The organism is Klebsiella sp. HC6 (assembly GCF_022605325.1).
Classification (GTDB): Bacteria; Pseudomonadota; Gammaproteobacteria; order Enterobacterales; family Enterobacteriaceae; genus Klebsiella; species Klebsiella terrigena.
This window is the reverse complement of sequence record NZ_CP093276.1, coordinates 2,460,711-2,473,497: the sequence shown is the minus strand read 5'-3', so window position 1 is coordinate 2,473,497 and position 12,787 is coordinate 2,460,711. Positions and strand designations below refer to the sequence as shown.

Annotated in this window: 11 protein-coding genes, 2 tRNA genes and 1 other RNA gene; 8 read left to right on the top strand and 6 right to left on the bottom strand. The window is 52.1% G+C overall.

Annotated features, from left to right (window positions below; translation table 11 throughout):
• Window positions 1-294 precede the first annotated feature (294 nt).
• Window positions 295-942: a YchE family NAAT transporter gene (locus MMW58_RS11995; protein ID WP_076947656.1), complete on the bottom strand. Its 648-nt coding sequence runs from the start codon at window positions 940-942 to the stop codon at window positions 295-297.
• Between the two features lie 476 nt (window positions 943-1,418).
• On the opposite strand from MMW58_RS11995, the gene adhE reads away from it, so the two are divergent.
• Window positions 1,419-4,097, top strand: coding sequence for a bifunctional acetaldehyde-CoA/alcohol dehydrogenase (gene adhE / locus MMW58_RS11990; RefSeq protein WP_133598245.1), 2,679 nt, complete (start codon window positions 1,419-1,421; stop codon window positions 4,095-4,097).
• A 189-nt stretch (window positions 4,098-4,286) separates the two neighbouring features.
• Here the strand turns inward: adhE and tdk are convergent, their stop codons facing one another.
• Complete coding sequence (tdk, locus tag MMW58_RS11985; protein WP_041147671.1) at window positions 4,287-4,904, bottom strand: thymidine kinase; 618 nt, start codon at window positions 4,902-4,904, stop codon at window positions 4,287-4,289.
• 560 nt (window positions 4,905-5,464) lie between these two features.
• Between tdk and hns the strand changes: the two genes are divergently transcribed.
• The gene (gene hns / locus MMW58_RS11980) at window positions 5,465-5,872 is read left to right on the top strand and encodes a histone-like nucleoid-structuring protein H-NS (protein WP_041146073.1); all 408 of its coding nucleotides are present in this window, start codon (window positions 5,465-5,467) and stop codon (window positions 5,870-5,872) included.
• Between the two features lie 118 nt (window positions 5,873-5,990).
• Here the strand turns inward: hns and galU are convergent, their stop codons facing one another.
• The 3 genes from galU to rssA form a co-directional block, all read right to left on the bottom strand.
• Window positions 5,991-6,893 (bottom strand): UTP--glucose-1-phosphate uridylyltransferase GalU, encoded by a 903-nt coding sequence (gene galU / locus MMW58_RS11975; RefSeq protein ID WP_045858929.1) that lies wholly within the window; start codon window positions 6,891-6,893, stop codon window positions 5,991-5,993.
• Window positions 6,894-7,088: 195 nt separating this feature from the next.
• Window positions 7,089-8,102, bottom strand: coding sequence for a two-component system response regulator RssB (gene rssB / locus MMW58_RS11970; protein WP_133598247.1), 1,014 nt, complete (start codon window positions 8,100-8,102; stop codon window positions 7,089-7,091).
• 89 nt (window positions 8,103-8,191) lie between these two features.
• Entirely contained in the window at window positions 8,192-9,094 is a 903-nt protein-coding gene (rssA, locus tag MMW58_RS11965; RefSeq protein ID WP_241723453.1) for a patatin-like phospholipase RssA, read from the bottom strand.
• A 111-nt stretch (window positions 9,095-9,205) separates the two neighbouring features.
• On the opposite strand from rssA, the gene MMW58_RS11960 reads away from it, so the two are divergent.
• The 5 genes from MMW58_RS11960 (at window position 9,206) to MMW58_RS11940 (ending at window position 11,185) form a co-directional block, all read left to right on the top strand.
• Entirely contained in the window at window positions 9,206-9,664 is a 459-nt protein-coding gene (locus MMW58_RS11960) for a YchJ family protein (RefSeq protein WP_133598251.1), read from the top strand.
• Between the two features lie 42 nt (window positions 9,665-9,706).
• Complete coding sequence (gene purU, locus MMW58_RS11955) at window positions 9,707-10,549, top strand: formyltetrahydrofolate deformylase (RefSeq protein ID WP_041146078.1); 843 nt, start codon at window positions 9,707-9,709, stop codon at window positions 10,547-10,549.
• Window positions 10,550-10,707: 158 nt separating this feature from the next.
• Window positions 10,708-10,792 (top strand) — tRNA-Tyr (locus MMW58_RS11950).
• Window positions 10,793-10,923: 131 nt separating this feature from the next.
• Window positions 10,924-11,008: transfer RNA gene (locus MMW58_RS11945), tRNA-Tyr, on the top strand.
• 45 nt (window positions 11,009-11,053) lie between these two features.
• Window positions 11,054-11,185, top strand: a non-coding RNA gene (locus MMW58_RS11940) — RtT sRNA.
• A gap of 149 nt (window positions 11,186-11,334) precedes the next feature.
• Here MMW58_RS11940 and MMW58_RS11935 read toward each other — a convergent pair.
• Window positions 11,335-11,778, bottom strand: a complete 444-nt coding sequence (locus MMW58_RS11935; RefSeq protein WP_241723452.1) for an Lrp/AsnC family transcriptional regulator — start codon at window positions 11,776-11,778, stop codon at window positions 11,335-11,337.
• Window positions 11,779-11,886: 108 nt separating this feature from the next.
• Between MMW58_RS11935 and MMW58_RS11930 the strand changes: the two genes are divergently transcribed.
• Window positions 11,887-12,783, top strand: a complete 897-nt coding sequence (locus tag MMW58_RS11930) for a DMT family transporter (RefSeq protein ID WP_133598255.1) — start codon at window positions 11,887-11,889, stop codon at window positions 12,781-12,783.
• Window positions 12,784-12,787: the final 4 nt, after the last annotated feature.

Below are 12,787 nucleotides of genomic sequence, written 5' to 3'. Positions count from 1 at the left end.
GAAAATTTAACAATCGGTTATTATTTAGCACATTCATCTGCCGCTGTTATGAAATTACTAATATCATTTCAATTATCTGACGGCAAGCACCAGAGAATGATGTGAAGAAAATAACAGTGGCGACGGTGCGGAAAAAAAAGAGAAGAAGGCGAAGAAAACGGATAACAAATTGATATTAAAAGAAATAAACTATCATCACGGAAAGTTATTCTTCTCGTCTATATCCGCTTTATTGATATGTTTTGCTAATAATAAAGCAAGCGCGGAGCCTCAGGCCCCGCGCAACGCGGTGCTTCAGACCAGAAGACCCGGGAAAAGCGCCTTCAGTCCGGTAACGATAAACTCAATTCCGAGGGCCATCAGCAGCAGCCCCATAATACGCGTTATCACGTTAATCCCGGTTTGCCCAAGCAGGCGAACGAGCCACGGTGCCATGCGGAAAATTCCCCAGCAGCACAGGGCAAATAGCGCGATGGCCACCGAGAAGCCAAAGAGGTGGGCTACGGTGTGGTAACGCGTTCCCCAAACAATGGTGGAGCTAATCGCCCCCGGCCCGGCCATCAGCGGTAATGCCAGAGGCACTACGCCAATGCTTTCGCGGATAGCCGTCTCTGATTTTTCCTGCTTATTCTGTTTGTCTTCCCCGAGCTTGCCGCTAATCATCGACATCGCGATGGTAACGACGAGGATCCCCCCGGCAATTCGGAATGAATCGATGGAGATGCCGAAGATTTGTAAAATACCGTCCCCGAGGAACAGCGAGGTCAGCAGGATAATGGCAACGGAAAGGTTCGCCGTCAGGTTGGTCTTGTTACGGATCGCCGCACTCTGGTAGCTGGTCATACTAATGAACACCGGAATGATGCCAACCGGGTTAACCAGTGCAAATAACCCGATGAAAAACTTGAAATAAGCTGAAAAATCAAACAACGGTAGAGTCACAGTGCGCTCCGCAGCATCATTAAATATGGCTGTTGACAGTGGGTGTCATAAAATATTCGCGCAGAAGATACGCTTTTTAACAGCATAATTCATCTCAAAAATGCATACCCTAATGATAAAGTGTGTATGTTATATATTTGTGTCTTTTAGCCGATTTATTCATTTATTCTGCATACCTTTTCATTACACTTGATCTAAGTGGTCATAAAATAGCCTGCTGAAAGGTGTCAGCTTGACATAAAATTGATCTAAATCACGTAAATCGTACTCAGAAGTGAGTAATCTTGTTTACACCAAAGAGTGGAAGCCGGCAGTACCTGAGGATAAAGAAATAAAGCTTCGTTAGTAAATCAGTGAAGCCAGTACGGCAAAATTCGATACGTTAACATTTAGATGCAAGCTATTAACCGCCTGTCTATACTGTCGAATCGAGCTACTGATTTACTAAAAAAGTTTAACATTATCAGGAGAGCATTATGGCTGTTACTAATGTCGCTGAACTTAACGCACTTGTAGAGCGCGTAAAAAAAGCCCAGCGTGAATATGCCAGTTTCACTCAAGAACAAGTTGATAAGATCTTCCGTGCAGCCGCTCTGGCCGCCGCTGACGCTCGAATCCCTCTCGCAAAAATGGCCGTTGCCGAATCCGGCATGGGCATTATCGAAGACAAAGTGATCAAAAACCACTTCGCTTCTGAATACATCTATAACGCTTATAAAGATGAAAAGACCTGCGGTGTTCTCTCCGAAGACGATACCTTTGGTACCATCACCATCGCAGAGCCTATCGGTATTATTTGCGGTATCGTCCCAACGACGAACCCGACTTCTACAGCAATCTTTAAATCACTGATCAGCCTGAAAACGCGTAACGCGATCATCTTCTCTCCGCATCCGCGTGCTAAAGATGCCACCAACAAAGCGGCTGACATCGTTCTGCAGGCTGCTATTGCTGCCGGCGCACCGAAAGACCTGATCGGCTGGATCGACCAGCCTTCCGTTGAGCTTTCCAACGCCCTGATGCACCATCCTGACATTAACCTGATCCTTGCGACCGGTGGTCCAGGCATGGTTAAAGCGGCCTATAGCTCCGGTAAACCGGCTATCGGCGTAGGTGCAGGCAACACGCCGGTTGTTATTGACGAAACCGCTGACATTAAACGTGCCGTTGCGTCGGTACTGATGTCCAAAACCTTCGATAACGGCGTTATCTGTGCGTCTGAACAGTCCGTTGTCGTTGTGGATTCCGTCTACGACGCCGTTCGTGAACGCTTCGCCAGCCACGGCGGCTACCTGCTGCAGGGCAAAGAGCTGAAAGCGGTTCAGGATATCATCCTGAAAAACGGCGCGCTGAACGCCGCTATCGTTGGTCAGCCGGCATACAAAATTGCCGAACTGGCAGGCTTCACCGTTCCGGCCACCACCAAAATTCTGATTGGTGAAGTGACCGACGTTGATGAAAGCGAGCCGTTTGCTCACGAAAAACTCTCTCCGACCCTGGCAATGTATCGCGCCAAAAACTTCGAAGACGCCGTTAATAAAGCTGAAAAACTGGTGGCGATGGGCGGTATCGGTCATACCTCCTGCCTGTACACCGACCAGGATAACCAGCCTGCTCGCGTGGCCTTCTTCGGCCAGATGATGAAAACCGCACGTATTCTGATTAACACCCCGGCTTCTCAGGGTGGTATCGGTGACCTGTATAACTTTAAGCTTGCGCCTTCCCTGACTCTGGGTTGTGGTTCCTGGGGTGGTAACTCCATCTCTGAAAACGTTGGTCCGAAACACCTGATCAACAAGAAAACCGTTGCTAAGCGAGCTGAAAACATGTTGTGGCACAAACTTCCGAAATCTATCTACTTCCGTCGTGGCTCTCTGCCAATCGCACTGGATGAAGTGATTACTGATGGTCACAAACGCGCGCTGATCGTGACCGACCGCTTCCTGTTCAACAACGGCTATGCCGACCAGATCACCTCCGTGCTGAAGGCATCCGGCGTTGAAACCGAAGTGTTCTTTGAAGTTGAAGCTGACCCGACTCTGACCGTGGTACGTAAAGGTGCAGACCTGGCCAACTCCTTCAAGCCGGACGTCATCATCGCGCTCGGCGGTGGTTCCCCGATGGATGCGGCGAAAATCATGTGGGTGATGTACGAACATCCGGAAACCCACTTCGAAGACCTGGCGCTGCGCTTTATGGATATCCGTAAACGTATCTACAAGTTCCCGAAAATGGGCGTGAAAGCGAAAATGATCGCCGTCACTACCACTTCCGGTACCGGTTCTGAAGTGACCCCGTTTGCGGTTGTTACCGACGATGCGACCGGTCAGAAATATCCGCTGGCAGACTACGCGCTGACTCCGGATGTGGCGATTGTCGATGCTAACCTCGTCATGGATATGCCGAAATCCCTGTGTGCCTTCGGTGGTCTGGATGCCGTTACTCACGCCCTGGAAGCCTACGTTTCCGTACTGGCATCTGAGTTCTCCGACGGCCAGGCTCTGCAGGCGCTGAAGCTGCTGAAAGAGTACCTGCCAGCGTCCTACCATGAAGGTTCTAAGAACCCGGTAGCGCGTGAGCGCGTGCACAGTGCAGCGACAATTGCCGGTATCGCGTTTGCGAACGCCTTCCTCGGCGTATGTCACTCTATGGCGCACAAGCTGGGCTCTCAGTTCCATATCCCGCACGGCCTGGCGAACGCCCTGCTGATTTGTAACGTTATCCGCTACAACGCGAACGATAACCCAACCAAGCAGACCGCATTCAGCCAGTACGACCGTCCGCAGGCTCGTCGCCGCTACGCAGAAATTGCTGACCACCTGGGCCTGAGCGCACCTGGTGACCGCACCGCAGCGAAAATCGAGAAACTGCTGGCATGGCTGGAAAGCATTAAAGCTGAACTGGGTATTCCTAAGTCAATCCGTGAAGCTGGCGTGCAGGAAGCTGACTTCCTGGCCCACGTTGACAAGCTGTCTGAAGACGCATTCGATGACCAGTGCACCGGCGCTAACCCGCGCTACCCGCTGATTGCCGAACTGAAACAGATTCTGCTCGATACCTTCTACGGTAATGAGTTCAGCGAAGGCGAAGCTGCCGCGAAGAAAGAGACTGTTGCAGCACCGAAAGCCGATAAAAAAGCGAAAAAATCCGCTTAATTTACGCCGGTAATCAATACGAGGCCTCATCTTTTGATGAGGCCTTTTTTTATCGCCACTATTTTGCCTGGAGTCGCACAACCGACGCAGAGCGACGCTGAAGCAACAACCGTAATATATAACGCGGGAATGACAGCAGGACGTCATCAGGCGCCTGGTGCGCGCCTGAGCGGGGTCGATGGAGGGAGGTTAGCAGGAGCGCTGCTTGTTTTGCACAAGCGTTAAAGACCCCTCTTTTAAGGCCTCTTTATAATGTTTACGACAGACCGATACGTAGCGTTCATTGCCGCCAATAACGACCTGCTCGCCCTCGTTGTACGGCCGCCCTTCCCGATCGAGGCGCAGCACCATACTCGCCTTACGGCCACAAAAACAGATCGTTTTTAATTCAACCAGCTTATCTGACCAGGCTAATAAATACTGGCTGCCGATAAACAGCTCCCCGCGAAAATCAGTACGCAGGCCGTAGCACAGCACCGGGATATCCAGCCCATCAACAACCTCGGATAGCTCATGTACCTGCTCGCGGGTAAGAAACTGGCTCTCATCGACTAATACACAATGAACCGGCTGCTTTGCGTGCTCATCGCTAATCTCGGCGAATAATGAAGTCTGCGGGTTAAACAGCCGGGCCGGCGATGAGAGTCCAATTCTTGAACTGACCTTACCGGAACCAAAGCGGTCATCAATCTCAGCCGTATAAACTAAGGCACGCATGCCTCGTTCCTGATAATTGTATGAGGACTGCAGTAGCGCAGTCGACTTACCTGCATTCATTGCAGAATAGTAAAAATAAAGTTGTGCCATCGGCTGCATAACCCCAATCAATGTGTTTAATCGCGGCGGGATTGTAGCATATTTTCTGGCGCTGTCGGCCCCTTCAGGGATGGGTGGGAGGTGTATGTTGCGCCAGTCGACTTCTGAAAGATTAAGCTTCTTAATACAATCGGGTCATCGGTTATTTGCCCTCACCGCGGGGTGCAACCGGCTGGAGCAGTTGTCCTTTCGTGCGAATCGGTGCATTTTGCAGGCGGTTATAACGGATTTTGTTCAGCGTTTTATATTAAACATCACTGTAACTAATGCGCTAATACTGAAGGGGGATATTTATCCCTGCAAAGTATAATTTTACTCCCTGGCCGCTGGGAAAAGCATACTATCTCAGGGTTTTAGCTTGCGGTGCCGGTTAAGCTATAAGCGAGAAAGATGTGAACTCGCGCGAAAAATTTAACTTAAATTAATTAATTACCGGGACAAATAACAAGTAATTTTGAGTTCCTTACATTCTACCCTATTGCACATCTGATTATATCGCTCTATTATTAGTTCAACAAACCACCCCACAATATAAGTTTGAGATTACTACAATGAGCGAAGCACTTAAAATTTTGAACAACATCCGTACTCTTCGTGCGCAGGCGAGAGAATGCACCCTTGAAACGCTAGAAGAAATGCTGGAAAAATTAGAAGTTGTCGTTAACGAACGTCGCGAAGAAGAAAGCGCTGCGGCTGCAGAAATTGAAGAGCGTACTCGTAAACTGCAACAATACCGTGAAATGCTGATCGCTGATGGTATTGACCCGAATGAACTGCTGAGCACCATGGCTGCAGTTAAAGCGGGCACCAAAGCCAAACGCGCAGCACGTCCGGCGAAATATAGCTACGTTGATGAAAACGGCGAAACCAAAACCTGGACTGGTCAGGGCCGCACCCCGGCAGTGATCAAAAAAGCGATGGATGAGCAGGGCAAATCTCTGGACGATTTCCTGCTGTAATAAATCGTCAGATTTGAAAAATCCCGCTTCGGCGGGATTTTTTTTTATCTTAACTTACTGCGATAAAAAAGCCGGGGAACAATACCTGCACCCCGGCTCTGATATCTAAAGATAACGATTACTTAGCGATTGCTTTTTCCAGCCAGTCTTTAAAATCTGCGCCGAGCGTTTTATGGCGCACGCCATATTCAACGAAAGCCTGCATGTAGCCCAGTTTATTACCACAGTCATGGCTCTTGCCCTTCATATGGTAGGCTTCAACCGTTTCCTTCTCGATCAGCATATCGATGGCATCAGTCAGCTGGATTTCATCGCCTGCGCCCGGAGGGGTTTTAGCCAGCAGCGGCCAAATATCCGCGCTGAGCACGTAACGACCAACGACGGCCAGATTGGAAGGTGCAACGTCGGCTTTCGGCTTTTCCACCACGCCAACCATCGGCACGCTTTCACCCGGCTGCAGGGACTGTCCCTTGCAATCAACAACGCCATAGGCCGTGACGTCAGCCACAGGCTCAACCATAATCTGGCTGGATCCGGTTTCGTCGAAACGAGCCATCATTTCCGCCAGGTTATCGCGGCTCAGGTCGGATTCAAACTCATCCAGAATAACGTCCGGCAGAATAACCGCGACCGGCTCGTCGCCCACGACCGGGTGCGCGCACAGCACGGCATGACCAAGGCCTTTAGCGAGGCCCTGACGAACCTGCATAATGGTGACGTGCGGTGGGCATATAGATTGGACTTCTTCAAGAAGCTGACGTTTTACACGTTTTTCCAGCATTGCTTCCAGTTCAAAACTGGTATCGAAATGGTTTTCGATAGAATTTTTGGAAGAGTGCGTTACCAGAACAATTTCAGTAATCCCGGCCGCAATACATTCGTTAACAACATACTGAATTAAAGGCTTATCTACCAGTGGCAGCATTTCTTTCGGAATAGCCTTGGTAGCGGGCAGCATCCTGGTGCCTAATCCCGCAACCGGGATAACAGCTTTTCTTACTTTAGAATTAACGGCAGCCATTGAAATCTCCTGGACTGTATGTTTTTTAAACTAGTCATAATAATAACGCACCCAGTATATCAGCCCATCCAGGTAAGCCTGGTCTGAAAGGCGCGGATTTTCTCGAATTAGGACTTATACGTATAAAACCCATCGATAGTATCACCGCCAAAGAGAGAGCGGTAATCCTACCAGCGTGAAAATAAACTTAACTGTTCATTCCGCAGACAACATCAGGCGTAAACGGCCGCCAGCCCCCCAAATTTGGCACTGCCACGAGGAGCAGCGTTGGCTAATTTGGTTGAGATAAGCATTACCTAATGTGCCAAGCGGCACACCATTACTAATCTGTATTTGATGTTCTCCGGTATTGAGCGTGCCGTTTAACCCCGCCGATACCAAAATCAAATTTTTCAACCCGCTGTGGTAATAACCCACCAGCAGCGGAAATTGCCCCGGCAAATTCGCCTGACGAAGCAGCTGGTTGACCTGCTTTAACAACCCGGTCATTTCCGGCAGGCGCTGGCCTTGATGGGCAAGCTGTTCCTGAAGTAGACCGTTAAACAGCGCGCGCAGGAGCAGCGCCGCGAGAACGCCATTATCTCCTGCTCGTGTGACATCCAGACAGTAAAATGCCAAATCATTTTCTGATAATGGCGCAATATCGAGAACCAGCCCTGGCCTGTCCGCGGTGACCAGCTGGCGATAGTGGATGCGGCAGCGAGATATTTCCTGCTGCACCGGAGGCTGTAGCTCCTGCAGCAGCCTGGAGGCGGCGTTTGGGTCGCTGACCAGCGCATCCCAGTCCTCAAACAGCCGCTCCTCCTCTTCCACACGCGAGCTGAACATGTGGGGATAGAGGCAGGCGTAGACCGTCTCACGCAGGCGGTTAAAATCTTTTACCGGCTTAAGCAGAACATCCTGCACGCCAAGACGCAGCGCCTTAGCAATATCCGCCATATTTTCCGTAGCCGAAATCATCAGAATCGGCATCTGATCGCCCTGGTTACGCAGATACTCCACCAGCTGGAGCCCATTCATGCGCGGCATCGAGATATCGCAGATCATCAGGTCGGGCTTTGACTCGGCCATTTTTTGTAGTGCCTCAACGCCATCCTCAGCCTGCGCGGTCGTAGCGCCTAGCGAGGTTAACCAGGAGTGCAAAAGAGTGCGGAAAACGGGCTCGTCTTCAACGATCAGAATTTGTTTTCCCGCCAATGGCTGCGTCATGATCTCTCCTCTGGCTGACGATAATTAAATATTGGCATGCAATTCACACTATCGCCTGTCAGAATTTACTGAAGTCTAAGTCAAGGGCGTCACGCCGAGGCGCGCACCAAAGGTAAAAGTTCATCCATCTTTTTTTCCACCGCCTGGTGACCAGCAGCAATCGCCTCACCGGCGCGATGAAAATCGAGAGTAGATATTTGTGGGCAAAAGGGCTGTAGCAGAATATCCGGTGGGTCCCCCGCCATACGGTTACGTTTCAGGCGATTTTCCAGCACCTGAATAGAGGTGGACATAATCTCCATTGCCGTAGGCGTAGCGGTGGTCGTCTGCCGGGAGGTCATTCCCGTCAGCCGCGCGCGCAGGCGCGAATGCCAGGAAAAATCTTTTTCATCTTCAGCTCGCGGCTTCTCGATAGACCATAAATCCTGCTGCATCAGATGCGCATCGTGCTGAAGATCGACGGCGATGACGATATCGGCCCCCAGCGCGCGCGTCAAAGAGACCGGGACGGGATTGACGACGGCGCCGTCTACCAGCCAGTAGCCATTGTGCATAACGGGCGACATCAGGCCGGGCATGCTGCAGGAGGCGCGTACCGCCAGATGCAAATCGCCTTCGGTAAACCACAGTTCGCGGCCGGTGCTCAGATTGGTCGCCACCGCCGCAAACCGGCGATCGCAGCGTTCAATTTCGGAGGTAGGCAGGACTTGTCGGAATTGATTGAATACCCGCTCCCCGCGCAGCAGGCCTCCGCGACGCCAGGAGAGATCCATTAACCGCAGCACGTCCCAGTTGCTAAACGAGCATACCCATTTTTCCAGTACCGGAAGGCGCTTGCAGGCGTAGGCCGCGCCAACCAGCGATCCGATAGAGCATCCTGCAACAACGTCAATTTCAATACCTGCCCGCTGTAGCGCGTTAATCACACCAATATGCGACCACCCTCGGGCAGCTCCCGCCCCTAAGGCCAGACCAATCTTAAGCTTTCTCATTATTACCGATACACATCCTTCCACCGCGAACATGGCATCATCGCCACAGCTCAGTTAACATAAAACACTTTGGCGTCGATGCGCCGTCATTCTTTTTCCATGGAGGCCGCTTTGTCGCCATTATGTCCCTGTGGCAGCGCTCTGCAGTATAGCGCATGTTGCCAGCGTTATCTGGACGGCGCGCTGCCAGCGCCAGGCCCGTCACAGCTGATGCGATCCCGCTACAGCGCGTTTGTCATGAAAGATGCCGATTATCTGATTAAAACCTGGCACCCCTCTTGCCATGCGCAGCAGTTCCGCGCGGATCTGGAGAGCGGTTTTGCCAAAACGCACTGGCTGGGCCTGACCGTCTTTGCCGCCGATGAGGGGCGGACTCCCGATGAAGGATTCGTCAGCTTTATTGCGCGATTTAACGACGATAGCCGTTCCGGCGTAATTATTGAACGTTCCAGATTCTTAAAAGAAAATGGACAGTGGTACTATATCGACGGCACGCGACCGCTGGTTGGTCGTAACGACCCCTGCCCTTGTGGCTCAGGTAAAAAATTTAAAAAATGCTGCGGCCAATAAACCGGCGTCAGCAATAGCAAACACTACAGGATTTCCCCCGCGATGCATTCATTACAACGTAAAGTACTACGCACTATTTGCCCTGATCAGAAAGGACTCATCGCGCGTATCACCAACATTTGCTACAAGCACGAGCTGAACATCGTGCAGAACAACGAGTTTGTCGATCACCGAACCGGCCGCTTCTTTATGCGTACCGAGCTGGAAGGTATTTTCAATGACGCCATTCTGCTGGCCGATTTGGATAGCGCGCTGCCGGAAGGTTCAATTCGCGAGCTGACGCCTGCGGGCCGTCGCCGCGTGGTCATTCTGGTCACCAAAGAAGCGCACTGCCTCGGCGATCTGCTGATGAAAGCTAACTACGGCGGCCTGGATGTGGAGATTGCCGCGGTTATTGGTAACCACGAGACGCTGCGTACGCTGGTTGAGCGCTTTGATATTCCGTTCCAGCTGGTCAGCCATGAAGGCCTGACGCGTGAGGAGCACGATAAGCAGATGGGCGATGCTATCGAAGCGTTAGCGCCGGACTATGTGGTGCTGGCGAAATATATGCGCGTGCTGACGCCAGAGTTCGTTTCCCGCTTCCCGAACCAGATTATCAATATCCATCACTCGTTCCTGCCGGCCTTTATTGGCGCCCGTCCGTATCATCAGGCCTACGAGCGCGGTGTGAAAATCATCGGCGCCACCGCGCACTATGTGAACGATAATTTGGATGAAGGCCCGATCATCATGCAGGACGTGATTCATGTCGATCACACCTACACCGCGGAAGATATGATGCGCGCCGGACGCGATGTTGAGAAGAACGTGCTGAGTCGCGCCCTGTATCAGGTGCTGGCGCAGCGCGTGTTCGTTTACGGCAACCGAACGATTATTCTTTAATCGATAGATAAATTAGCTGGTTAGCTTTGCGTCTTTGCGCGCAAAAAGCAGGCAACCAGTTTATTTTTATCAACGGAATGCTTTACAGGGGCGCGTCATTTGGTATGATGCGCCCCGCTTCCCCAGAAGGAAGCAGGCCAGTATTAGCATTACCCCGTGGTGGGGTTCCCGAGCGGCCAAAGGGAGCAGACTGTAAATCTGCCGTCATCGACTTCGAAGGTTCGAATCCTTCCCCCACCACCATTATTCACCACAGCAATGTGGTAACCCCGATAAGCCTTAGCGAGGTTTGCACTTGTCGGGAAGGGTGAGGAACAATCCTTCTCTACCCCATTATTCGCGCAGTTGAATAGCTACAATTTGATTTTACCCCTGGTGGGGTTCCCGAGCGGCCAAAGGGAGCAGACTGTAAATCTGCCGTCATCGACTTCGAAGGTTCGAATCCTTCCCCCACCACCATCACTTCCTGATATCTCATCACTCCCAAACAAACGCCAGCGTCGCACATTCTGCCATCCGGGAAGGATGAGAAGCTTCGACCAGGGTTCGACTCGAGCGTCAGCGAGAGAACGTTGCCGCAGGCAACGGCCCGAAGGGTGAGCAGCAAAGCTGCGAATAATCCTTCCCCCACCACCATCACTTCCTGATATCTCATCACTCTCAAACAAATACCAGCGTCACACATTCTGCCCATTCGGGAAGGATGAAAAACTTCGACCAGGGTTCGACTCGAGCGTCAGCTAAGCATCCCTGCCTGGACGTAGACGCCCTCATCCGGAATAGCGCTACATCGGCGGCAGACGGCGCGCTACCGGCGAGCTTTTTACTATCGAGGTGTTGCACTGGGCGTGTTCTGCCAGGCCATCCAGCAGGGTATCAAGCTGCGCAATATCACGCACCGCCAGGCGCATGACGAAGCAATCTTCCCCCGTGACCTTGTCGCATTCGATGCATTCCGGCATCGCCTGAATGTATTTATCCACTTTCTGCAGCAGCCCTGGCATGGGTCTGACGCGCACCAGCGCCTGCAGGCTATAGCCCAGCGCGGCCAGATTAATCCGGGCGCCATATCCCTGAATCACCCCGCGCTCTTCCAGACGCTTCACCCGCTCGGCGGTACTTGGCGAGGTCAGCCCTACCCGCCCACTCAGCACCTTTAGCGATATACGCGCATCTTCCGCCAGACAGGCCAGAATGGCGCGATCGATATTATCAATTAAGTGTTCCACTCTTTTTACCTGCTAAATAAAAGCGATATCAGGTTTTCACCTTAGATCATGCATATCAACCTGTCATCTGATTAACGACAATAGCGGTACGCAAACGGAGGTAGAAAAATGAAACATACGGTGACGGGCGTCTGGCAAATGAGCCTGGCGATGATAATTTCGGGTTCGATTGGCGCATTCGTTTTACTCTCCGGTTTGCCGGTGATCGACGTTGTCTTCTGGCGCTGCCTTATTGGCGCGCTGACCTTAGCGGGCTTCATCTCTCTCAGCCGACAGCCGTTCAGCCAGCTCACGCGGCTCACGCTGCTGCTGGCGATCCTCGGAGGCGTCGCCCTGGTCATTAACTGGCTGCTGCTTTTTGCCGCTTACGCCCGAATTTCTATTGGCATGGCCACCGTTGTTTATAATACCCAGCCGTTTATGCTGGTATTGATGGGCATATTGACAGGTGAGCGGGTTACGCTGATTAAATGGGGCTGGCTGGCGCTGGCCTTTTTCGGCGTGGTGGTGCTGCTCTCCAGCGAGCTGATGCAGGCGCACGGCGGCCAGCTGGCTGCGGGTATTGCGCTGGCTCTTGGCGCCGCTTTTTTCTACGCGCTAACGGCGATGATCGCCCGCAAGCTGCGCCCGCTCCCGCCCCAGCATATTGCCTTTATTCAGGTCATCGTCGGGACAATTATGCTGCTGCCGCTGGTTAACCTCCCCGATTTTAGCGCTGCGTTCCCCTGGCGATACCTGCTGATTCTCGGCGTTGTGCATACCGGCATCATGTACCAGCTGCTCTACAGCGCGATCCAGAAGCTGCCTACGCCAGCGATCGGCTCACTCTCTTTTATCTATCCGATTGTGGCGATCGTGGTCGATTATCTGGTCTTTGACCATGCGCTGGCGCCGGTGCAGCTGGCCGGAGGTGCGCTGATCCTGCTGGCGGCGGCGGGGAATAATCTGGGTTGGGGTGATGGGCTGGCGCTGAGCAATAAAAAACCCCGCCGAAGCGGGGTTTGATACA

Bases quoted from the DNA above. Each gene is read 5' to 3' on its own strand.
- MMW58_RS11930 (WP_133598255.1), top strand. From the start codon at position 11,887: ATGAAACATACGGTGACGGGCGTCTGGCAAATGAGCCTGGCGATGATA.
- galU (WP_045858929.1), bottom strand. From the start codon at position 6,893: ATGGCTGCCGTTAATTCTAAAGTAAGAAAAGCTGTTATCCCGGTTGCG.
- tdk (WP_041147671.1), bottom strand. From the start codon at position 4,904: ATGGCACAACTTTATTTTTACTATTCTGCAATGAATGCAGGTAAGTCG.
- adhE (WP_133598245.1), top strand. From the start codon at position 1,419: ATGGCTGTTACTAATGTCGCTGAACTTAACGCACTTGTAGAGCGCGTA.
- rssB (WP_133598247.1), bottom strand. From the start codon at position 8,102: ATGACGCAGCCATTGGCGGGAAAACAAATTCTGATCGTTGAAGACGAG.
- rssA (WP_241723453.1), bottom strand. From the start codon at position 9,094: ATGAGAAAGCTTAAGATTGGTCTGGCCTTAGGGGCGGGAGCTGCCCGA.
- purU (WP_041146078.1), top strand. From the start codon at position 9,707: ATGCATTCATTACAACGTAAAGTACTACGCACTATTTGCCCTGATCAG.
- hns (WP_041146073.1), top strand. From the start codon at position 5,465: ATGAGCGAAGCACTTAAAATTTTGAACAACATCCGTACTCTTCGTGCG.